General features: G+C 60.3%; 18 protein-coding genes. 16 read left to right on the plus strand and 2 right to left on the minus strand.

Annotated elements, in window-relative coordinates; translation table 11 throughout:
* Positions 1–377 precede the first annotated feature (377 nt).
* The 10 genes from rfbF (at position 378) to RWK44_RS14345 (ending at position 9,778) form a co-directional block, all read left to right on the plus strand.
* A complete protein-coding gene (gene rfbF, locus RWK44_RS14300; RefSeq protein WP_020052449.1) occupies positions 378–1,151 on the plus strand; it encodes a glucose-1-phosphate cytidylyltransferase in 774 nt (257 codons plus the stop codon).
* On the plus strand, positions 1,142–2,206 hold the full coding sequence (gene rfbG, locus RWK44_RS14305; protein WP_316029053.1) for a CDP-glucose 4,6-dehydratase: 1,065 nt from the start codon (positions 1,142–1,144) through the stop codon (positions 2,204–2,206). The genes rfbF and rfbG overlap by 10 nt, the downstream gene beginning before the upstream one ends.
* Complete coding sequence (locus RWK44_RS14310; RefSeq protein ID WP_316028974.1) at positions 2,203–3,438, plus strand: class I SAM-dependent methyltransferase; 1,236 nt, start codon at positions 2,203–2,205, stop codon at positions 3,436–3,438. The genes rfbG and RWK44_RS14310 overlap by 4 nt, the downstream gene beginning before the upstream one ends.
* On the plus strand, positions 3,435–3,977 hold the full coding sequence (gene rfbC, locus RWK44_RS14315; protein ID WP_168283175.1) for a dTDP-4-dehydrorhamnose 3,5-epimerase: 543 nt from the start codon (positions 3,435–3,437) through the stop codon (positions 3,975–3,977). The genes RWK44_RS14310 and rfbC overlap by 4 nt, the downstream gene beginning before the upstream one ends.
* Complete coding sequence (locus RWK44_RS14320) at positions 3,974–5,221, plus strand: glycosyltransferase family 2 protein (RefSeq protein ID WP_020052445.1); 1,248 nt, start codon at positions 3,974–3,976, stop codon at positions 5,219–5,221. The genes rfbC and RWK44_RS14320 overlap by 4 nt, the downstream gene beginning before the upstream one ends.
* 102 nt (positions 5,222–5,323) lie before the next feature.
* Positions 5,324–6,457: a DegT/DnrJ/EryC1/StrS family aminotransferase gene (locus RWK44_RS14325; RefSeq protein ID WP_221999959.1), complete on the plus strand. Its 1,134-nt coding sequence runs from the start codon at positions 5,324–5,326 to the stop codon at positions 6,455–6,457.
* Between the two features lie 43 nt (positions 6,458–6,500).
* Positions 6,501–7,040 carry a GNAT family N-acetyltransferase gene (locus tag RWK44_RS14330; RefSeq protein ID WP_245503951.1) on the plus strand — a complete coding sequence of 180 codons (540 nt, stop codon included), beginning with the start codon at positions 6,501–6,503 and terminating at the stop codon, positions 7,038–7,040.
* A gap of 1 nt (position 7,041) precedes the next feature.
* On the plus strand, positions 7,042–7,767 hold the full coding sequence (locus RWK44_RS14335; protein WP_316028975.1) for a WbqC family protein: 726 nt from the start codon (positions 7,042–7,044) through the stop codon (positions 7,765–7,767).
* A complete protein-coding gene (locus RWK44_RS14340) occupies positions 7,764–8,624 on the plus strand; it encodes a phytanoyl-CoA dioxygenase family protein (protein WP_020052441.1) in 861 nt (286 codons plus the stop codon). Before RWK44_RS14335 ends, RWK44_RS14340 begins: the two co-directional genes overlap by 4 nt.
* A complete protein-coding gene (locus RWK44_RS14345; RefSeq protein WP_316028976.1) occupies positions 8,621–9,778 on the plus strand; it encodes a methyltransferase domain-containing protein in 1,158 nt (385 codons plus the stop codon). The genes RWK44_RS14340 and RWK44_RS14345 overlap by 4 nt, the downstream gene beginning before the upstream one ends.
* 43 nt (positions 9,779–9,821) lie before the next feature.
* Here RWK44_RS14345 and RWK44_RS14350 read toward each other — a convergent pair whose 3' ends face one another.
* Entirely contained in the window at positions 9,822–10,154 is a 333-nt protein-coding gene (locus RWK44_RS14350) for a hypothetical protein (RefSeq protein WP_131666833.1), read from the minus strand.
* A gap of 160 nt (positions 10,155–10,314) precedes the next feature.
* Entirely contained in the window at positions 10,315–11,925 is a 1,611-nt protein-coding gene (locus RWK44_RS14355) for a GumC family protein (RefSeq protein ID WP_222062312.1), read from the minus strand.
* A 135-nt stretch (positions 11,926–12,060) separates the two neighbouring features.
* On the opposite strand from RWK44_RS14355, the gene RWK44_RS14360 reads away from it, so the two are divergent.
* The 6 genes from RWK44_RS14360 to RWK44_RS14385 all read left to right on the plus strand — a co-directional run bounded on the left by RWK44_RS14360 (position 12,061) and on the right by RWK44_RS14385 (position 20,317).
* Positions 12,061–13,110 carry a glycoside hydrolase family 5 protein gene (locus RWK44_RS14360; RefSeq protein WP_168283177.1) on the plus strand — a complete coding sequence of 350 codons (1,050 nt, stop codon included), beginning with the start codon at positions 12,061–12,063 and terminating at the stop codon, positions 13,108–13,110.
* A gap of 2 nt (positions 13,111–13,112) precedes the next feature.
* Positions 13,113–14,405: a hypothetical protein gene (locus tag RWK44_RS14365; protein ID WP_168283178.1), complete on the plus strand. Its 1,293-nt coding sequence runs from the start codon at positions 13,113–13,115 to the stop codon at positions 14,403–14,405.
* Between the two features lie 40 nt (positions 14,406–14,445).
* Positions 14,446–15,465 carry an acyltransferase family protein gene (locus tag RWK44_RS14370; protein ID WP_316028977.1) on the plus strand — a complete coding sequence of 340 codons (1,020 nt, stop codon included), beginning with the start codon at positions 14,446–14,448 and terminating at the stop codon, positions 15,463–15,465.
* A 216-nt stretch (positions 15,466–15,681) separates the two neighbouring features.
* A complete protein-coding gene (gene purU, locus RWK44_RS14375) occupies positions 15,682–16,566 on the plus strand; it encodes a formyltetrahydrofolate deformylase (protein WP_168283180.1) in 885 nt (294 codons plus the stop codon).
* 113 nt (positions 16,567–16,679) lie between these two features.
* The gene (locus RWK44_RS14380) at positions 16,680–19,601 is read left to right on the plus strand and encodes an aminotransferase (protein ID WP_316028978.1); all 2,922 of its coding nucleotides are present in this window, start codon (positions 16,680–16,682) and stop codon (positions 19,599–19,601) included.
* Positions 19,602–20,122: 521 nt separating this feature from the next.
* Positions 20,123–20,317 carry a hypothetical protein gene (locus RWK44_RS14385; RefSeq protein WP_003544544.1) on the plus strand — a complete coding sequence of 65 codons (195 nt, stop codon included), beginning with the start codon at positions 20,123–20,125 and terminating at the stop codon, positions 20,315–20,317.
* Positions 20,318–20,494: the final 177 nt, after the last annotated feature.

The raw sequence follows: 20,494 nt of genomic DNA on the forward strand, positions 1-20,494 counted from the left end.
CCGAAGTGGGATTTTTTTCTTCGGGCCGAAGCGCCGAGCCTTTGCCGGGGGTAATCGGCCGGCAGTATCCGACGTTTTCCTATCAGGATCGACCGCGTCTGGTCGGATCAATTGCGCCCGCTTGGCGCTCCTCGTAAAGCTGGAGGGACGTGCCTTCGGCCAAACGGGATGTCCCGAACGGCGAGCCTGTTCCATTGCTCAACGCACGGCCTGCGAAACGCGCGGCTGCCCGTTCCGATACCACCGCAAGCCTCGCACAAGAACGAAATCGGATACCGGGGCAAGGATGAACATACGGCCGTTCCGCCTTTAAAGAGCCCGGGGTGGCTCTGAGGGTGGTCGGGAAACCTGACTAGACACTCTGGAGTTCGCTTGGGATGAAAGTCGTAATTCTCGCCGGTGGCCTCGGCTCTCGTCTTGCCGAGGAAACCAGTATCCGACCCAAGCCTCTGGTCGAAATCGGCGGCATGCCGATCCTCTGGCACATCATGAGCATCTATGCTCATCACGGGCTCAATGATTTTATCATCTGCGCCGGCTACAAGGGCTATATGATCAAGGAATATTTCGTAAACCTTGTTCTGCACCACAACGACATCACCGTCGACCTCGCCTCCAACAGCATCAATTATCACGGCGGCACACGACCGAACTGGCGCGTGACCGTGGTCGATACCGGGATGTATTCGATGACTGGCGGCCGCCTCGGGCGCGTTCGCGACCATCTCACTCCCGGCGAGCCCTTCTGCTTGACCTATGGCGACGGCGTCGGCGACGTCGATATCGCCGCCGAGGTCGCGTTCCATCGCAGCCATGGCCTCAAGGCAACGATGTGCGCGGTGACGCCTCCCGGCCGATTCGGCGCTACCAATATCGAAAACAATGTGGTGACCGCCTTCATCGAGAAACCGAAGGGTGATGGTCAGCGCATCAATGGCGGCTTCTTCGTTCTTGACCCCTCGGTCATTGACCTCATTGGCGGAGACGAAACGATCTGGGAGGCCGGCCCGCTGGAATGGCTGGCGACGAACCAGCAGCTCGCCGCTTTCAAGCATGATGGTTTCTGGCAGCCGATGGACACGCTTCGTGAGCGTCACCAACTCGAGGAACTCTGGAGCTCCGGAAAGGCACCGTGGAAGCTATGGGCCTGACGGACTTCTGGAATGGCAGGCGCGTGTTCCTGACGGGACACACTGGATTCAAGGGATCCTGGCTGTCGCTGTGGCTGGAAAAGCTCGGTGCGGAAGTGACGGCGGTCTCGCTCGAACCCGAGACCAATCCCTCGCTCTATGGGCGGCTTGCGCCCTGGCACGGACAGGGCCATCACATTGCCGACATCCGCGAAGGGGCGACGTTCAAGCAGCATTTCACCGATTTCGAGCCTGAGATCGTCATCCACATGGCAGCGCAGGCGCTGGTGCGGCGCTCCTATGAAAACCCGACCGAAACCTTCGCGACCAATGTGATGGGAACGGCTAACGTGCTTGACGCGGTGCGGGAAACGCCCTCGGTCAAGACGGCTCTCGTCGTCACCTCCGACAAGGTCTATGCCAACAACGGCAGCGGCGTTCCCTTCGTCGAGACGGATATGCTGGGCGGCAAGGACCCGTACTCCAACTCCAAGGCCTGCACCGAACTCGTCGTCCAGAGCTACCGCGACAGCTTCTTCAAGGGGCGCGATATCAGGCTTGCGACGGTACGTGCCGGCAATGTCATTGGCGGCGGCGACTGGTCGAAGGACCGGCTGATCCCGGACTTCATCCGCGCCTTCGAAAGCGGCCAGCCGATCCTGCTGCGCTATCCCGAAGCGATCCGCCCCTGGCAGCATGTGCTGGAGCCGCTCGGCGGCTATCTCGCCTTCGCCGAGGCCTTGACACTTGCCGGCGAGCAGGAGCTACCCGAAGCACTCAATTTCGGCCCAGACCCGCAGAGCTTCGCGACAGTCTCCAAACTTGCCGAGGCGCTCGGCCTTGCTCATGGCGTGAACGACGTCTGGAAGCCCGCGCCGGGAAAACATCTTCCGGAAGCGCCTGCCCTTACCTTGAGTTCGGCACTGGCGCTCTCCGCCATCGGCTGGCGTCCGCGCCTCGGCCTGAAGCAGACAATCGACTGGACATCCGCCTGGTACAAGGCCAACCGCGAGGGAGCCGACATGCGCGCCTTCTCGCTCGGGCAGATCGCGGCCTATGAGGAAACAGCATCATGACAGCGCATAATTGCCGGTTCTGCAACACTCCGCTGAAGCATCGTTTCGTCGATCTGGGCTCGACGCCGCTCGCCAATGCCTATCTGACGGAGGAGCAGCTCAAACTGCCCGAGCCCTCCTATCCGCTGCGCGCCTTCGTCTGCTCGGAATGCTGGCTGGTACAGGCCGATGCCTTTGTTCCGCCGGAGGATATCTTCAGCCACTATGCCTATTTCTCCTCCTACAGCGACGGCTGGGTGGAGCATGCCCGCCAGTTTACGATCATGGCGCGCGAGCGCTTCGGCCTCGACGCCACATCACAGGTCATCGAAGTGGCGAGCAATGACGGTTATCTGCTGAAGCATTTCGTCGAAGCCGGCGTGCCGGTGCTCGGCATCGAGCCGGCCGAGAACGTCGCGGAAGTGGCACGGCAGATCGGCGTTCCCACGGAAGCGCGTTTCTTCGGCAAGGAAGCAGCTGCCGATCTCGTCTCCCGCGGGTTTGCCGCCGACATTGTCATCGGCAACAATGTGCTGGCGCACGTGCCTGACATCAACGACTTCGTCGGCGGGCTTTCGGCCGTGCTGAAGCCTGACGGTGTCGTCAGCGTCGAATTCCCGCATTTGCTGCGGCTGATGGAAAACATCCAGTTCGACACTGTCTACCACGAGCATTTCTACTATCTGTCGCTGCTCGCCGTCGAAAAGGTGTTCGCGGCGCACGGCCTCAAGGTGTTTGACGTGGAAGAACTGCCGACCCATGGCGGGAGTCTCCGCGTACTGGCCTGCCATGCAACGTCCATGGCTCACGCAATCGGCCACGGTCTTGCCAAGGTGCGCACTGAGGAGGCAGCCGCCGGCTTCGACAAGGTCGAGACCTACGAGGCCTTTCAGAGCCGCGTGGCGCCGATCAAGGATGGCCTGCTCGCCTTCCTCGAACAAGCCAAACGGAGCGGCAAGAAGGTCGCCGCCTATGGCGCTGCCGCCAAGGGCAACACACTGCTGAATTTCTGCGGCGTCGGCACCGATCTCATCGACTACGTCGTCGACCGCAATCCGCACAAGCAGGGGCATTTCCTGCCGGGGAGCAAACTGCCGATCTACGCACCGGAGAAGATGGACGAGACGCAGCCGGACTACGTGCTCATCCTGCCCTGGAACATCAAGAATGAGGTCGTTGCGGCCAACAGCAGGATCGGCGCCTGGGGCGGACGCTTCGCCGTTGCCGTGCCGGAACTGACGGTGCTTGGATGAAGTTTCTTCCGACCGCGGTTTCGGGCGCCTTTGTCGTGGAAGTCGACGCGCGCTCCGACGACCGGGGAATGTTCGCACGAACCTTCGACGCGCAGACCTTTGCGGCGCAAGGTCTCGTGCCGGTCTATCCGCAGTGCAACGTCTCGCAGAACCACAGGCGCGGGACGCTGCGCGGCATGCATTACCAGGCCGAGCCGCGACCGGAGATCAAGCTGGTGCGTGCCACGCGCGGCAGGGTATTCGACGTGGCGGTCGATCTGAGGCCGGATTCGTCAAGCTATCTCAAATGGGCCTCTGTCGAGCTCGATGCGATCAGTCACAACGCCTTCTATATACCTGCCGGATGCGCGCACGGCTTCCTGACGCTCGAGGACAACTGCGAGCTCTTTTACCAGATGTCGGAATCCTACGTACCGGAACTTGCCCGTGGCGTCCGCTGGGACGATCCCGCCTTTTCCATCGCCTGGCCGTTCACGCCGAGCGTCATCAGCGAGCGCGACGCCGCGCTTGAGAGCTACAGCCAGGAGACACGCCTTTGAGTGGCATCAAACTCAGCGTCTGCATTCCGACGTACAATCGCGAAGCCTATCTGCGCAGCGCGCTCGACCGCTTCCTGACACATTATAAATTCGATTTCCCCTATGAGGTCGTGATCTCCGACAACGCCTCGACCGACAACACGACGCAGGTCGTGGAGGAATACATCGCCAAGGGCGTCCCGATCAGCTACCACCGGCGGGACACAAATGGCGGATCGCTCGCCAATACGATCTGCGCCTTCCACCAGGCCGTCGGCGAATATGCCATCTATCATGCAGATGACGACTTTCTCGCGCCCGACGGTCTGACAGAAGCCGTCAGCTATATGGACGTCAATCCCGACGTCTCGGTCTGCCAGGCGCCCTGGCATTTTTATGACGAAGTCAACGACAGGGACCTGTCCCAGTTCTACACGATCGAAAAGGAAGTAAAGTTCGCCCAGCGCAGCTTTGTTGAAGTCTTCCAGTTCGTGTGCGAGCGCCACATCTTTCCCGAAATCGGTCTCTACCGGGCTTCGGCGTTGCGCTCTTCCTGGGTTCCCCGCGAATTCTGCTTCTGGGCATTCTCCTATCTCGCGCATTTCCTCGATCAGGGTTCGGTCGTCTTCCTCCCGAAGCCGTTCTACCGATCCGTTGCGGTGTCAAAGATCGCTCCGAACCGGCAGCAGGCCGGCAACGACGACGTCATGACCTCCTGGGACAAGTATCGCGGCGGGCTGGAATACTTCCTGCATATCGCCTCCAAACGGGGCAGCCTAGCCCTTACAGGTGAGTCCCGTCTCGTGTTCGAAGAGCTCTGCAAGGCCTTCACGTTAAACCGCATGTCGGTGGCGATCCGCTTCTGGGCGCAGCGCAAAGATTTTATCAAGGTCTATGAGCTCTACACCCGTATGTCGATCGGCGGCATGCCGAATCATCCGGAAGTCGTGGGCCTCAAGGATCGGCTGCCGTTGATGGTGGCACTGCAGACGCTTGCGTACCATGCCACCGCAACGGCTGGGATCACGCATCTGATGCTATGCGGCGTGGCCGACAAGAAGGCCTTGGAGGATATGCTTTACGAACTCGGGCTTGCTGCCGAGATAAGGGTCGTCTCGGAACCGAAGGTTCACGATCCCGGCCAACTCAAAAGGACGGTCATCTTCCTTTCGAATGCGGCGCGCTATCAGCACTTTGTAGGGCTCGGCTACAAACCAAATCTCATTTTCACTGAACAGGACCTCACCGCGCACGTGATGATCTGACCGGAGCACCGGCGCGCCCAAGCCTCGCGCCAGTTTCGTCGGCTAATCCAGATACAATCTGCCTCAGTTGCGAGTTTTGGGCGCATATTCAGAGAATCAGGCATGAGCAACAGAATCTTCTACACAAAGCCCTCGATTACCGAGCTTGAGACGCAGTATGCGGCGGATGCCGCCGCCAATGGCTGGGGTGCGCGTTGCTATGATTATATCATCCGCTTCGAGCGCGATTTCGTCGCCTATCTCGGCAGCACATATGCAATCGCTACATCCAGCTGCACCGGCGCCATGCATATGGGCCTTGCCGCCCTCGGCGTCGAGGCCGGCGATGAGGTCATTCTTGCCGATACGAACTGGGTGGCCACCGTCGCGCCGATCGTCCATCTCGGCGCCACGCCAGTTCTGGTCGACGTGTTACCCGATACCTGGTGCATCGATCCGCTTGGAGTCGAACGCGCCATAACTCCGCGCACGAAAGCAATCATCGCAACCCATATCTACGGCAATCTCTGCGATATGGACGCGCTGATGGACATCAGCCAGCGAACCGGAATTCCCGTTATCGAAGACGCAGCCGAGGCGATCGGCTCAGTCTGGCACGGTCGCCATGCCGGATCGATCGGCGCATTCGGGACATTTTCCTTCCATGGCACCAAGACGCTGACGACAGGCGAAGGCGGCATGTTCGTCACCAGCGACCCGGCACTTTACGAAAGGGTGCTGACGCTCAGCAATCATGGACGCGCACGCGGACAGACCAAGCAATTCTGGCCCGATGACATTGGCTTCAAGTACAAGATGTCGAACATCCAGGCCGCGATCGGCTGCGCCCAGCTGGAGCGTATCGAAGAGCTTGTCGCCCGAAAGCGCGAAATCCTCGCCTCCTATATGGTCCGGCTTTCTGCGTTGAACGGCATCAGCATGAATCCAGAATACACGGGTACACTGAATGGAGCCTGGATGCCGACTACCGTATTTCATCCCGCAACCGGCGTCTCGCGCGAGATGCTTCAGGCTGCGTTCAACGCAGCCGACATCGACGCGCGTGTCTTCTTCCATCCGCTTTCCAGCCTTTCGATGTTCGAAGACCGACTGGAAAATGTCAACGCCTGGAGCATTCCGGAACGCGCGATCAATCTGCCGAGTTATCATGATATGAGCGAAGCGGACATCGACCGTGTCGCCGATGTCCTTGTTGCCGCAGTAAGCGGCGCCGGCCGCGTCCGGCAATCGGCATGAAATGCGGCACGTGCTCAGTCATTTCCCAATGAGGGCTCATGCCATGAACCCACCTTTGGTTAAAGAGCCTCCTCCCACGATTACTTTCAGAGATATTACTGAAGAGCATTTACCGCAGCTTTTCGAAATGCGGCGCGACCTGTCTTTGCAGGCTTTGTTGCTCACAATCCCGGACGGTCTTGATGAGACCACGCTGCGTGCTTGGGTGGAGCGCCGGAAGTCTGAGATCGGCGGCATGTTTCGGATTATTGTCGATACCGCCTGCGGGGAGGCCGTAGGGTTTATCCAGGTCAACAGTGTCCATCGCAAGAACCGTACAGGCTATGGCGGTATCTGCCTTGCAGCAAGAGCGCGCAACAGAGGCCTCGGCCAAGCGGCCCTGCGTGAACTCATCAAGGTTGCCGGGAATGAACTCGACCTCATCAAACTGCTGTCTGAGGTGCGAGCCGACAACTTCGCTGCACTCCGTGCCCACCTGTCTGTCGGTTATCGCCTTGTCGGGACGCTTGAGAACCATTTTACCGACAGCAAGGGCAAGTTATACAACGTGTTGCTGCTCGAACGCGTACTAGGTGGGGAATGACATGACAGCCGTTGTCATCACCCAACCGATGCTCTTTCCCTGGCCGGGCTTCTTCGAGCAGTTGATGCTGGCTGACAGCTATATTTATCTCGACGACATCCAGTTCTCGAAGGGTAGCTTCACCAACCGGATACAGCTTCTGCGCGGTAGCGACCGCTGCTGGATGACAGTTCCTCTTGCGGGGAAGGGTACGTTTCAAAAAATCTCCGACCTGCAAGCAGTTGGCGACGAGTGGAAGAAGAGCCATCGCGAACTTCTGCGCCAGTCCCTGGTGGGAGCCCCCTATATCAATGATGCACTGTCCATATTTGATAAGGCCTACAACCAGTCTTCGCTGATCGATCTTTTGATCGCCAGCATCGAAGAGCCAGCCCGCTACATGGGCATCGGCCCCAATCGCAAGATTTCCAGGACAAGTGATATGGAAATTCCCGGCACATCCTGGCGGCGCGTTCTCGATATCGTCCTGCGCGCCGGTGGTGATGAATATCTGACCGGCCACGGAGCAGCCAACTATCTCGACCACAACGTATTCGACGCTGAAGGCGTGCAGGTCAAATACATGAACTACAGCCGGACGACATGGCCCCAGCCGTGTGGTGCCTCAACACCTTATGTGTCGATCCTCGACCTTATCGCACGAATGGGTCCAGAGGCGCGTAACTGTCTCATCCCGGCCACTGTCGCGTGGCAAGACTTCCTGAAGGAGGAAACGGTAACATCATGACAATGATCAATAAAAACGTGCCCGACAATGCGGCAGACGAATTCGCTTCTAAAGGCTATATCCTTCTCAAGCAATTTTACGACCCGGCAACTCTCATCGCGCCGATCCATGAAGGCATCCGCAAGATCGTCGAGTTCGTCTGCAAGAAATACAATATCGATGCACCGACCGACACCGCCTTCGATGCCATGACCATCGCCTATCCGCAGGTCATTACTCAGAACCGCGCCTGGGGCGGCGAAATCTACGACGCCATCAAGCATATTCCGGCTTTCCTGCGTCTGGTCTCCGACGCAAGTAACGAAGACATCTTCCAGCGGCTTCGTCCTGGCAGCGTGCCGGGCATCACCACGACTGGCTACGGCATGCGCATCGACAACCCCGGCGAAGAAAAATTCCGCGCGCAGTGGCACCAGGAATTTCCTTCGCAACTTCGCAGCGTCGATGGCATCGTCTTCTGGACGCCGCTTCTGCCGATGAGCGAGGACATGGGCCCGGTTCAGATCGCCGAAGGTTCGCATGCCGAAGGCCTCGTTCCGGTCTATTCCGACGACGCAGGCGCCAGCAAAACCGGTGCATATGCATTGCATCTCGACCGTGCCGAAGAGAGGCTCGCCCGCTATAAGCATATCGCGCCGCTGACGAATCCCGGCGATCTCGTCCTCATGGATTTCCTCACGCTGCATCAGTCGGGCCATAATGTTTCCAAGATGCCGCGCTGGAGCATCCAGTTCCGCTTCTTCAACTATGCGGACCCGCTCGGCATCCGCATCGGTTGGCAGGGCTCCTTCATGGCAGGCGTCGACTTCAAGGTCGTTCTGCCTGAACTCGTTGCGACGCGCGAGGAAGCTGCATGAAAAACTGCCGCGTTTGCGGTGGAGTGATCGCGACGCCGGCCTATGAAACGCCGGCGCCAGCTCTCACATCCATCATGACGTTTCTGGATATTCCGACGCGCGTCTTCATATGCGACGGCTGCGGCCACGCACAATGCGACGATATTCCGGATATCCAGGCATTCTACGACACCGGCTATCGCATCTCGCTGAACAGCGACAATCACGACCAGATTTTCGCGGTGAAGCTCGATGGCTCGGTCATCTACCGAACCGATCACCAGACGGATATTTCGCTGCGGTTGCTCGACCTGCCTGCGGGCGCAACTTTGCTGGATTACGGGGCGGCAAAGGCCGATACACTCCGCAAGATGACCGTAGCGCGTCCGGATCTGAAGGCCCACGTCTTTGACGTCAGCGCTGACTACCAGGCCGCCTGGCAAGGTTGGGTGCCAGCTGAGGCGCAGGCCATCTACAACGCACCCGAGAGCTGGAAAGGCTTCTTCGACGCCGCGATGAGCCACTTCGTGATCGAGCATGTAGCCGATCCCGTCGGCTTCATCCGTGATATCGGTGCGCTGCTGCGGCCGGGCGGTCTGCTGCTTCTGTCGCTGCCCAACGTTTCGGCCAATCCGGGCGATATGACTGTTGCGGATCACCTCAACCACTTTAGCCATGCTTCGCTTCGCTACGCCGCCGCCGCCGCCGGCTTTACGCTGAAGACGATCGATGACACTTCTTTCCCCGGCGCCTTCTTCGCCGTTGCGGAGAAGTGCGCGGTGCCTGTCGCGCTCTTCGAGGATCGAGAGGCGGTCGCCGAAGCGGTGGCGCGCGCCCGCGAGATCTGCGACTTCTGGACGAAAGCCACCTTGCATCTCGACGATGCCGCAAGGCGGCTCTCCGGGAAGAGGGCGGCAATTTACGGGGCTGGCGCTTATGGGAGCTGGATCTGTAGCCGTATCGGCGAACATGTTGAGCTGACTGCGTTCCTCGACCAGAATCCGGGGCTGCAGAACACCGAACATTTCGGCCATCCAGTGATAGCGCCGCCTGCATTGGCGCACGACGCGGAAGCGCTGTTCATCGGCCTCAATCCTCTCAAGGCCCGCGCCGCGATCGGCAGCATGCCCTATCTGCAGAGGCCTGGGCTGGAATTCGTCTGGCTGGAGGCCTAAAACAAACAAGATCGGCAACAGGTCCGACCCCCGTCGCCGGCCCTCACCGCACCGGCTGATAGTGGCCGCGGAGCGGAACTTTGCCACCCGTGGTAACGAAGCCGTCGCGTTCGCAGACATACATCAGCGTCGGCATGCCGCCCGAGCGGAAGATCTCGTCGTAACGGCGGCGGACCTGGACGGTTTCGGTGCGGCAATTGTATGATTCCTCTTCCTTCTTGTCCGGCTGCGCCTTGACGCCGGGAAGACCCTTGTAGGGATAGAGGGGTTGAACGCCCGAATCGACCGATTTCGTCCAGTCGACGGCAAGGGCGGACGTCGGGGCGAGGCCAGACACGGCGACGAGCGATATCAGAAGCATCATCAACAGCCGCATGGGAACTCTCCTGCCGGCTAGAGCGGTTCAGCTTTTCACGGAAACGCAGAACCGCTCTAACTTTTTGTTTTACACAATTCCGGACGGAAAACCGCTTCGCACTTTTCCTGGAATTGCTCTATAGGCCGCTTCCCCGATGTAGGGAAACCGACGACCGTCATCAAGCGGCTGCGGCGGGCGACTTCCTGAAATAACTTCTGATGACGGGATGGCCGAAGAGGCCGGCGAGGATCGCAAAGCCGGCGCCGACGACGAAACCGGCGAGAAAACCGCCGATAACGCCGGCAATCAATAGAATCGTCTTTCCAGGACCGTCGGCCTTGACCGGCGGCTCGGCCGGCGAGATGACGCGAATGTTACTCTGGTTGAGGCTCTGCTCCTCGCTCGTCTGGCTGGAGCGCTTCAGCACCGTCTCATAAATATTGCGCGCCGCGGTCGCCTTGCGCTGCAATTCGTTCAATTCCACCTGCTTGTCGGACGAAGTCGCGTGCAGCGCCTTCTGCACGGCAAGCTCCTTGGCGATGCTGTCCTCGGCGGCCTTGGCCTGCTCGTATTCGCCCCTTGCCGAGGTGGCGAGACGCTGCAATTCGCCCTTGATTTCGCCTGATATGCTCTGCAGCGACGAGCGAGCCGCCTGCAGGCGCGGATGACGGGTGCCCATCTGGCTTTCGAGGCTACCGACGGCGGCGGCCTGGGTGGCATATTGCTGACGCAGGCTGACGAGCGGCGAGGTGACGCCGCCCTCCATCTGGTTGCCGGCGACGATGTCCTCGACGCGGAGATTGGCGACGGCATCGGCGCGCGCCTTTGCCTGGATGGTCTTTTCCTGCGCCGTCACCAGCAGCGTGTTCAGCGAGACGAGCCGCTGATCGGAGATCAGGTTGCCTTCGGTCGCGGCCATGTCGTTGTCGGCGCGGAAGGTTTCGACGGCCTGCTCGGCTTCCAGCACCTTCTGGCGCAGGTCGTCGAGGCGTCCATCGAGCGTCGAGGAGGTGTTTTCGTAAATGCCGTTCGAGGCGCTGTTTTCTTCCTCGGTGAAGGAGGTGACGACCTGATTGGCAAGCCTTGCGGATTTTTCGGGATCGTTGGTCGTGGCAGCCAGCGAGACGACATAGGTGCTGGCCTCACGGGTGATGACCAGCGCCTTCTGCAGAGTGCCGATCACGGCGGCGCCATCCGCCCGGCCGCCGGTGAATTCGGGGTCCTGGTCGAGCTTCATGGCTTCGGCGACGCGGCGCAGCACATTGCCCGAGGTGAGGATCTGCACCTGGCTGTCGATCAGCGCCGAGATCATTTCCGGCGAGGGACCCGAAGATTGCGCTCCCGCATCGGCAAGGCCGATCTGGCGCGGGTCGAAATAGAGGCTGCTGACGGCGGTGAATTTCTGGGCGATGAGCGGCGCCATCGCCCCGCCGGCGAGGGCTCCGAAAAGCGCCAGGCCAAACACGATCAGCCGCCGGCTCCAGATCGCGGCGATACTCGAGCGGAGGTCGAGAAGCGGTGCGGCAGGCGCGAGCTCTGCATTCGGCGGCGCGTCCACGACCGGCGGTTTCGGAGGCGGAGGCGGTGCCGGACGCTCATATTGGCGGGTTTCGGCAATGCTTGGCGGCGGCACGAAGGGGGGCGGGGCGGGTTCGGGCGATGGCCGGACGAAATCATCCGGTCGGATGACAGGGCTGCGCATGCGCACACCTTCCGGCGCAGTCTGAGATGGCTCAAAACTGCGCCAGCCAGGGAGCCGGCTTACCCTGTTCCTGTCATACTGGTTCATACGCGCACTCGTGTCCTGCCCAGCGTGAAAGACTGAAGCCGAGGTGCCGATACTTTAGAAATTCTTAGCTAACGGACCGTTAAAATAAGCTCAGCGACGCCGATGTTGCGATTTGCCGCGATAGCGAGGATGCCCATGCAGACGACACGACATCTGACAGCGCTGCTGCTTGCAGCCGCTCTGATCCCGTCGCCGGCCCTTGCGACTGAGGCCCCCTGCTACCGCGGCGTCAATCTGTCCGGCGGCGAATATGGCGAGCGCGGCGGCATCTACGGCACCAATTACACCTATCCGAGCGAAGCCACGATTGGCTATTTCGCCGAAAAAGGCATGACGATCATCCGGCTGCCCTTCCGCTGGGAACGGTTGCAGCCGGCGCTCGGCGGGCGGCTCGACGAGGATGAGCTCAAGCGAATCAAAGATACGATCGGCCTGATCCGCAAACACGGCATGGCGGTTCTGCTCGACCCGCATAATTTCGGCTATTACGACAAGACCCAGGTCGGCACGGCGCCGGCGACGGATGCCGCCTTCGGTGACTTCTGGGCAAGGCTCGCCGTCGAATTCGCCAATCAGGACGGCGTTCTCTTCGGCCTGATGAACGAACCGCACGACATCAAGGCGACGGACTGGCTGGATGCCGCCAATGCCGCGATCCGCAGTATCCGCGCCGTCGGCGCGCGCAACCTCATCCTGGTGCCGGGCACGGCATGGAGCGGCGCGGGCAGCTGGGAAAAGGACGTGATCGGCGGCGCCAACGGCACGGTGATGCTCGGCGTGCGCGATCCGCTCGATTTCTACGCGTATGAGGTCCACCAGTATCTCGACGCCGATTCCTCCGGCACCCATCCGACCTGCGAAGGCTCGACTGCTGCGGTCGAGGCGATCGCTGGGGTAACCGCCTGGCTGAAGCGGAACCACAAGCGCGGTTTTCTCGGCGAATTCGGCGCCTCCGCCGACACGGACTGCATGAGCGGGTTGACCGAAATCTACGCCACCATGTCTGATAATAGCGATGTCTGGCTCGGCTGGTCCTATTGGGCCGCCGGCGATTGGTGGCCGGCGAACGAGCCGTTCAACGTCCAGCCGCGCGAAGGCCCTGAGCGGCCGCAGATGCGGCTTCTTGCCGAGGTGGCAAAAGCCGGTGCCGGCACTTGCTCCGCGATCAAGCCTGCGGGGAAATGAGCATGGCGGTCGTCGATCAGAGGACAGCGACATTCACTGTAGCCGGCACCGTAGCCGGCAACCGGCTCGATGCCGCCGGCAGGGCATCGCGTACCGATCATACGGTGCTCTGGCTCGGCCTGCTCTCCGTGCTCTACAACGGCATTCTCGCCTTCATCAACCACAACATCGTGCCGCTCTCGATAACGCATGTCGCCGCCAGCGAAGGCCTGATCATGGCGAGCGCCATCATCTATATCCTGCATAAGGGGATCTACGAGACCGACCTGCCGGCCTTCCTGTTCCTGCTGTTCACACTCATCGTGACCATCTATGTCAGCGTGCTCAACCGCATGCTGTTCATCGATCACTTCCGCAACGTGCTGATCATCTTCTGCTTTACCGGGCTCGGCGGCTGGAGCAACGAGAAAACGATGAAGCTCGCCTTTCGCTGGGCAAGCCTTGCCGTCATGATCTTCCTGATCTTCGAGATCGTCAGCGTGCCGTTCTACGTCAGCATCGTCCACCCGTCCGATTATTTCGCCAATACGCGCGGGCTGCTGCCGCTGAGCTACAACACGACGGGCCTCTTCCAGAACGCGCTCGGCTTTCCCGAGCGCTTCTCCTTCGGCATCATCGACCACCGTTCCTCCTCGATCTTCCTCGAACAGGTGTCGCTTGCCAATTTCTGCGGCGTGATCGCGGTCTATCTGATTTCGATGTGGGAGAGGCTTGGCCGCTGGGACCGGCTGCTAATGATCGGCACGGCCGTGCTGATCCTGGTGACGAACGACACGCGCACGATGCTGATCTTCTGCTTTGCCTGCATCGTCGGCTATTTCGTCTTTCCGAAGATCCCGAAGAATTTCAATCTGGCGCTGATGCCGCTGATCGTCGCTGCGGGCTTCCTCGTCTATGTCCTGAAACCCAACGCGACCGGCGACAACTTCACCGGCCGCATCAACCTGACGATGAAGAAGATCATGGAACTCGATCCGCTCGCCGTCCTTGGGCTTTCGGTCGACCGGGTCGCCGAATTCGCCGACAGCGGCTATGTCTACCTGATCTACGCGGCGACGATCTTCGGCGTCATCGCCTTATGGCTGTTCGTCTGCCTTTTTCCCGCCGGGCGCACGGCGGCGCAGCGGCGCTGCGCCCATTCACTTTCTCTTTTCATTTTTCTGAATATGATGATCGGGGGCACCGCGGTCTTCTCGATGAAGATTGCCGGTCTCCTCTGGTTCGTCGTCGGATATATGCGTTTCCACGACAGCCCGCGCATCCGGCAGGGTCGTCCGGCAGATGTATTGAGTTGACCGCAGCGGCGCGGCTGAGACCGACGCCCGAGGGAGCAAGATGCTTGTCCAGCTTCAGTATCTGCGCGCCATCGCGGCGCTGATGGTCGTCTATTTCCACGCGGTATTGCAGCTTGCCAAGGTCAATCCCGCAGTCGACGCCACCGCCTTCGTCTATGGCGAAACCGGCGTCGATATCTTCTTCGTCTTGAGCGGTTTCGTGATGTGGCTGACGACGAGCGGACGCGCGATAAGCCCGATCGATTTCGCCCGCCGGCGCATCAAGAGGATCGTGCCGCTCTACTGGCTGGCGACGCTGTTTTCGGCGACTGTGGCGCTGGTCGCTCCATCATTGCTGAAATCGACGGTGTTCGACCTGCCGCATCTCATCGCCTCGCTGTTCTTCCTGCCGTGGAGCAATCCTGCCGATCCCAGCACGATCACGCCTGTCGTCGTTCCGGGCTGGACGCTGAATTACGAAATGTTTTTCTACTTCGTCTTCGCGCTGCTATTGCCGCTACAGGAAGTTCGGCGCATCCCGGCGATGTTTGTCGTCTTTGCGGTCATCCTGATCGCCTGCCGGCTGCTGCCGGATACGACTGTGACCCGGTTCTACCGCGAACCGATCATGCTGGAATTCCTCGCCGGCGTCGTGCTCGGCTGGCTCTACGGACAGAAGGTGCTTCTGCCGAACCGCTGGGCCTGGGCGGCCCTTGCCATGGGCTTTGCGTTTCTCTCCATCAACGAGGCGCTGATGCCACCGGAAAGCCGGTTCTATGCCTGGGGAATCCCGGCGATCTTCATCGTCTACGGCGCGATCTCCATCGATTTTTCCAGGCTGCCGCTGATCGGATGGCTGAACTATCTCGGCGACTGCTCTTATAGCATCTATATCACCCACGCCTTCACGCTGGCTTTTCTCAGGGTCGCCGCCGACCGCCTGCCGATCGGCATCCTGCAGCAGCCGGTGCTCTTCGTGATCCTCTCGCTGGTGCTCTCGTCGATCGGCGGTGCGATCATCCATGAGATCACCTCGCCGCGCCGCCGGAAGGTCGCGGTGGCGAGCCGGCCGCCTGCCTAAAGCGCGTCGAAGGCGAGAATACGCATCCAAGCGGCGCTGACGGTACAGTTTTTCGCGCAACATCTCCTAAGCTTCAGACTGAGCAATGACAGAACTTGCACAAACGTGATGGTTTATCTTGCAATTTGTCGCATGAATGAAAGTGCGCCGGCCTATTCGCGGTCCGGGCTTTGATCTAAGCACAGCGGCGGCCTTGGAGAGGGAAGAGGGAAAGACATGACAAGTTACGTATTGACGGTATCCTGCAAGTCGACGCGCGGCATCGTGGCGGCGATTTCGAGCTATCTGGCCGACAAGGGCTGCAACATCGTCGATAGTTCGCAGTTCGACGATCTCGATACCGGCAGGTTCTTCACGCGCGTCAGCTTCATCTCCGAGGAAGGCGTACCGCTTGCCGAACTCAAGGAAGGTTTCGACCCGATCTGCAAACGCTTCGCCATGGATGCCGAGATCCATGACGGCAATGCCCGCATGAAGGTGCTGCTGATGGTGTCGCGCTTCGGCCATTGTCTGAACGATCTGCTCTACCGCTGGAAGATCGGCGCGCTGCCGATCGATATCGTCGGTGTCGTCTCCAACCATTTCGACTACCAGAAGGTCGTGGTCAACCATGACATCCCCTTCCACCACATCAAGGTGACGAAGGAGAACAAGCTGCAGGCCGAAGGCCAGATCATGGAGATCGTCGAACAGACGGGCACCGAACTGATCGTGCTGGCCCGTTACATGCAGGTGCTTTCGGATGCGATGTGCCAGAAGATGTCTGGGAAGATCATCAACATCCACCATTCCTTCCTGCCGAGCTTCAAGGGCGCCAATCCTTACAAGCAAGCCTATCAACGCGGCGTGAAGCTGATCGGAGCAACGGCGCATTACGTCACCGCCGATCTCGACGAAGGCCCGATCATCGAGCAGGACACGGCGCGCATCACCCATGCGCAATCGCCCGACGACTATGTCTCGATCGGCCGCGATGTCGAAAGCCAGGTGCTGGCGCGCGCCATCCACGCCCATATCCATCACCGCACCTTCCTGAACGGCAACCGCACCGTGGTCTTCCCGGCCAGCCCCGGCGGCTACGCCTCCGAACGCATGGGGTAAGCGCCGCCAACATCTCTTTTGCTGGCAAATGAACAATCCCCGTTGCCTGCCAGCGGCAAGTACTTGATTATCGCCTTCAATAGGTAATCGAATCATGCTGCGGGAGGGGTGTCGTGACCGACGAGGCGCTTGTTGATCGCATGGCGCTGCCGCGCCCCGACGTGACCTCCAGCGACGCGGAAGAGATCCTCCTTGCTCATTACAGCCTCTCCGGCACGCTTGTCGAACTCGGCAGCCAGCAGGATAGGAACTATCGCGTCGATAGCGATCGTGGCCGCTACGTCCTGAAGATCTGCCATGCAGCCTACGAGACCCGCGAGCTCGAAGCACAGAATGCGGCGATCCATCATCTCAAAAGCAAGCAAGATGCGCCGCGCGTTCCGAAGGTGATCGCCACCAATGACGGGCGGGAGATCGTCGTCCTTACCGTGCGCGGGCAGGGTTATCAGGTCCGGCTGCTCGAATATCTGGAAGGCCAGGGGCTGACGGAGCTGACCTATGTGGCGCCGGCTTCCGTGGCAGCACTCGGCGCGCTCTGCGCCAGACTGGCGCAGGCGCTTGCCGATTTCAACCATCCCGGTCTCGACCGCAGCCTGCAATGGGATCTCAGACGAGCAGGTCCCGTTGCCGTGCAGCTGCTTTCGGCCATCACCGACAGTGCGGCGCGCGACCGGATCGCCAAGACCATGGTGATGGCCGTCCGCCGCATTCAGCCGTTGGCGCCGTCGCTTCGGCTGCAGGCCGTCCATCACGACGTCACCGGCGACAATGTCGTCGGCCACCGTGACGCCCGTGGCCATATCATCCCCGACGGGGTGATCGATTTCGGCGACATCATCCGCGGCTGGCTGGTCGGCGACCTCGCCGTCACCTGCGCTTCGCTGCTGCATCAGGCAGATGGCGACCCTTTTCATATCCTGCCCGCTGTCACCGCCTATCAGGCGATCTATCCGCTGAGCGACGAGGAACTGAAGGCGCTCTGGCCACTGATCGTCGCACGCGCGGTCATTCTCGTCGCCAGCGGCGAACAGCAGATTTCGGTCGATCCCGACAATGACTATGTCCGCGACAATCTCGACCGCGAGCGGGCGATCTTCGATATGGCGATGTCGGTTCCCTTCGATCTTATGGAAGCGGCGATCCTCAAGGCAGCCGGCGCAGATGTCGCCGCGCCGGAAACATCGGGATGGCTGCCGTTGCTGCCCGACATCGATCCCGCCGGAATCGCCTATGTCGATCTTGGGGTGCGGAGCCCGCATTTTTCCGCCGGCAACTGGCTAAATACCGACATGGACTGGCGGTTGCTTGCCCGCATGGCAACCGAAAACGGTACGGCAGCGACGCGCTACGGCGAATATCGGCTTTCCCGCGCGGGAACTGCGAAGGGACAGGCGACCTGCGCCCTGCATGTCGACATATGCCTTGCCGCAGGCAGCGCGATTGCCGCGCCCTTTGCCGGCCGCATCGGCTGGAAGGACCAGCATCTGACGCTCGTCGGCGACAACATGACCCTGCATCTCGATGGGCTCGACCTCTCGATCGAGGATGGAGCCGAGATTGCCGCCGGCGATTCGCTCGGCACGGTTTTCGGAGAGGCGTCGTCGCTCGGCGGGCTGCGCATTCAGCTTTGCAGCGTCGCCGGTCTCGAACCGCCGCTCTTTGCCACACCGCGCGCGGCGGCGGCCTGGTCGGTGCTCTGCCCTTCGCCCTCGCTGCTTCTCAGCCCGCAAGTGGATGCGCCGCAGCCTGAAACCGCCGCGCTCTTCGCCAGGCGGCGGGCGCATCTCGCAAGACCGCAGAAGAATTATTATGCGGCGCCGCCGCAGATCGAGCGCGGCTGGAAGGAGCATTTGTTCGATGTCGAGGGCCGCGCCTATCTCGACATGGTCAACAACGTCACCATTCTCGGCCATGGCCATCCCAAGCTCGCGGCGGCGATCGGCGCGCAATGGCTGCGGCTCAACACGAATTCGCGCTTCCACTATGCCGCGATCACCGAATTTTCCGAACGCCTCGCCGCTCTGTCGCCGGACGGGCTCGACGCGGTCTTCCTGGTCAACAGCGGCTCCGAGGCCAACGATCTGGCGCTTCGGCTCGCGCAAGCCCATAGCGGCGCGCGCAACATGCTCTGCCTGCTCGAAGCCTATCATGGCTGGTCGGCGGCGAGCGATGCCGTCTCCACCTCGATCGCCGACAATCCGCAGGCACCGACCACCCGGCCGGACTGGGTGCATACCGTCGTTTCGCCGAATACCTATCGCGGCGACTTCCGTGGTCCCGATACGGCAGCGGATTATCTCGGCATGGCGACGCCGGTGCTGGAGGCAATTGATGCTGCGGGCGAAGGCCTTGCAGGCTTCATCGCCGAATCGGTTTACGGCAATGCCGGTGGCATTCCACTGCCGGACGGTTATCTCAGGGAAATCTATGCGCAAGTGCGCGCCCGCGGCGGCCTTTGCATCGCCGATGAGGTGCAGGTCGGTTATTCCAGGCTCGGACATTATTTCTGGGGCTTCGAGCAGCAAGGGGTCGTGCCCGATATCATCACTATTGCCAAGGGCATGGGCAACGGCCATCCGCTCGGCGCCGTCATCACAACGCGGGAGATCGCGCAATCGCTGGAGAAGGAGGGCACTTTCTTTTCCTCCACCGGCGGCAGCCCGGTCAGTTGCGTCGCCGGCATGACGGTGCTCGACATCATGGCCGAGGAAAAGCTGCAGGAAAATGCCCGGACGGTCGGCGATCACCTGAAGGCGCGGCTTGCCGCGCTGATCGACCGCCATCCGATTGCAGGCGCCGTGCACGGCATGGGCCTCTATCTCGGCCTCGAATTCGTCCGCGACAGAACGACGCTGGAGCCGGCGACGGAAGAGACGGCTGCAATCTGCGACCGGCTTCTCGAACTCGGCGTCATCATGCAGCCGACCGGCGATCACCAAAATGTGCTGAAGATCAAACCACCGCTCTGCTTCAGCATCGACAGCGCCGATTTCTTCGCGGACATGCTGGAGAAAGTGCTCGAAGAAGGCTGGTGACACAGGGCTTCCAACATTAACCAAATCGGTCATTTCGAGGCATGTCGATTTTTAATGAAACGGCCATTGCCGGATACGACAAGGCTTCCTATGTCTGCCGCTGCGTTCAATCGAACTTCCGATTCTGTCATACGAATTTAACGAAGAGCTGATATGTTTCTTTCTGTAAGTTCGGGCTACGACGGAATGAATTTTTTCGGATCGTCGATATTTTGACACGTTTCGGAATATGTTTCTGATAGGCTGCCGGGTAATCTCTACCAAGTTAGTGGATTATCGAAAGCAACCTTCACCGGCCCCGGGCTCTACCGGGACCACTCAAGTGCAACGCCAACACAAGGAACGAGCATGATAGATATCGATATTCTCGCCGATCTCCTTAGGCGATCTGTGCTTGGCAATGACCGTCCGGGCGCCCTCTCCCGCCCGAACTGTCGAATGTGACGTTCGTCCTCCTTTCAACGGTACCAGACAAGTCAATTCGCCATGGCTGCGCATATTGTGCGGCAGGAGTTCTATCTATGAAGAAGCAAGTTATCGAATATGCAGGCGTTCCCGTCGGGATCGTCATTCCCGATGAAGACCGGCTGAAATTCATCGCCGTGAAATTTCATGTCCACGACCTCGACGAGCAGCGTTTCGGCTCGCCGGACGAGGTGCGGCTGGCCATCCATGACCTGATGACCCGCCGTCATCCGAAGCCGCTTCATGCCTGAGGGCATGAGGCCGCGATCTGCATTCGCGGCTTTTCCCGATGTCCGACCGGTCCCGCCAAATGGGGCCGGTCTTGTTTTTTGAGGGCATTACAGCGCCGCGGGTCTTTATCAGACGCGCAAAGGACGCTGTAACACTTTGAATTGCTGCATAATTTTATCCTTAAATCGATTCCGATT

It is taken from the genome of Rhizobium sp. 25PS6 (assembly GCF_032464655.1).
In the GTDB taxonomy this organism is placed as follows: Bacteria; Pseudomonadota; Alphaproteobacteria; order Rhizobiales; family Rhizobiaceae; genus Rhizobium; species Rhizobium laguerreae.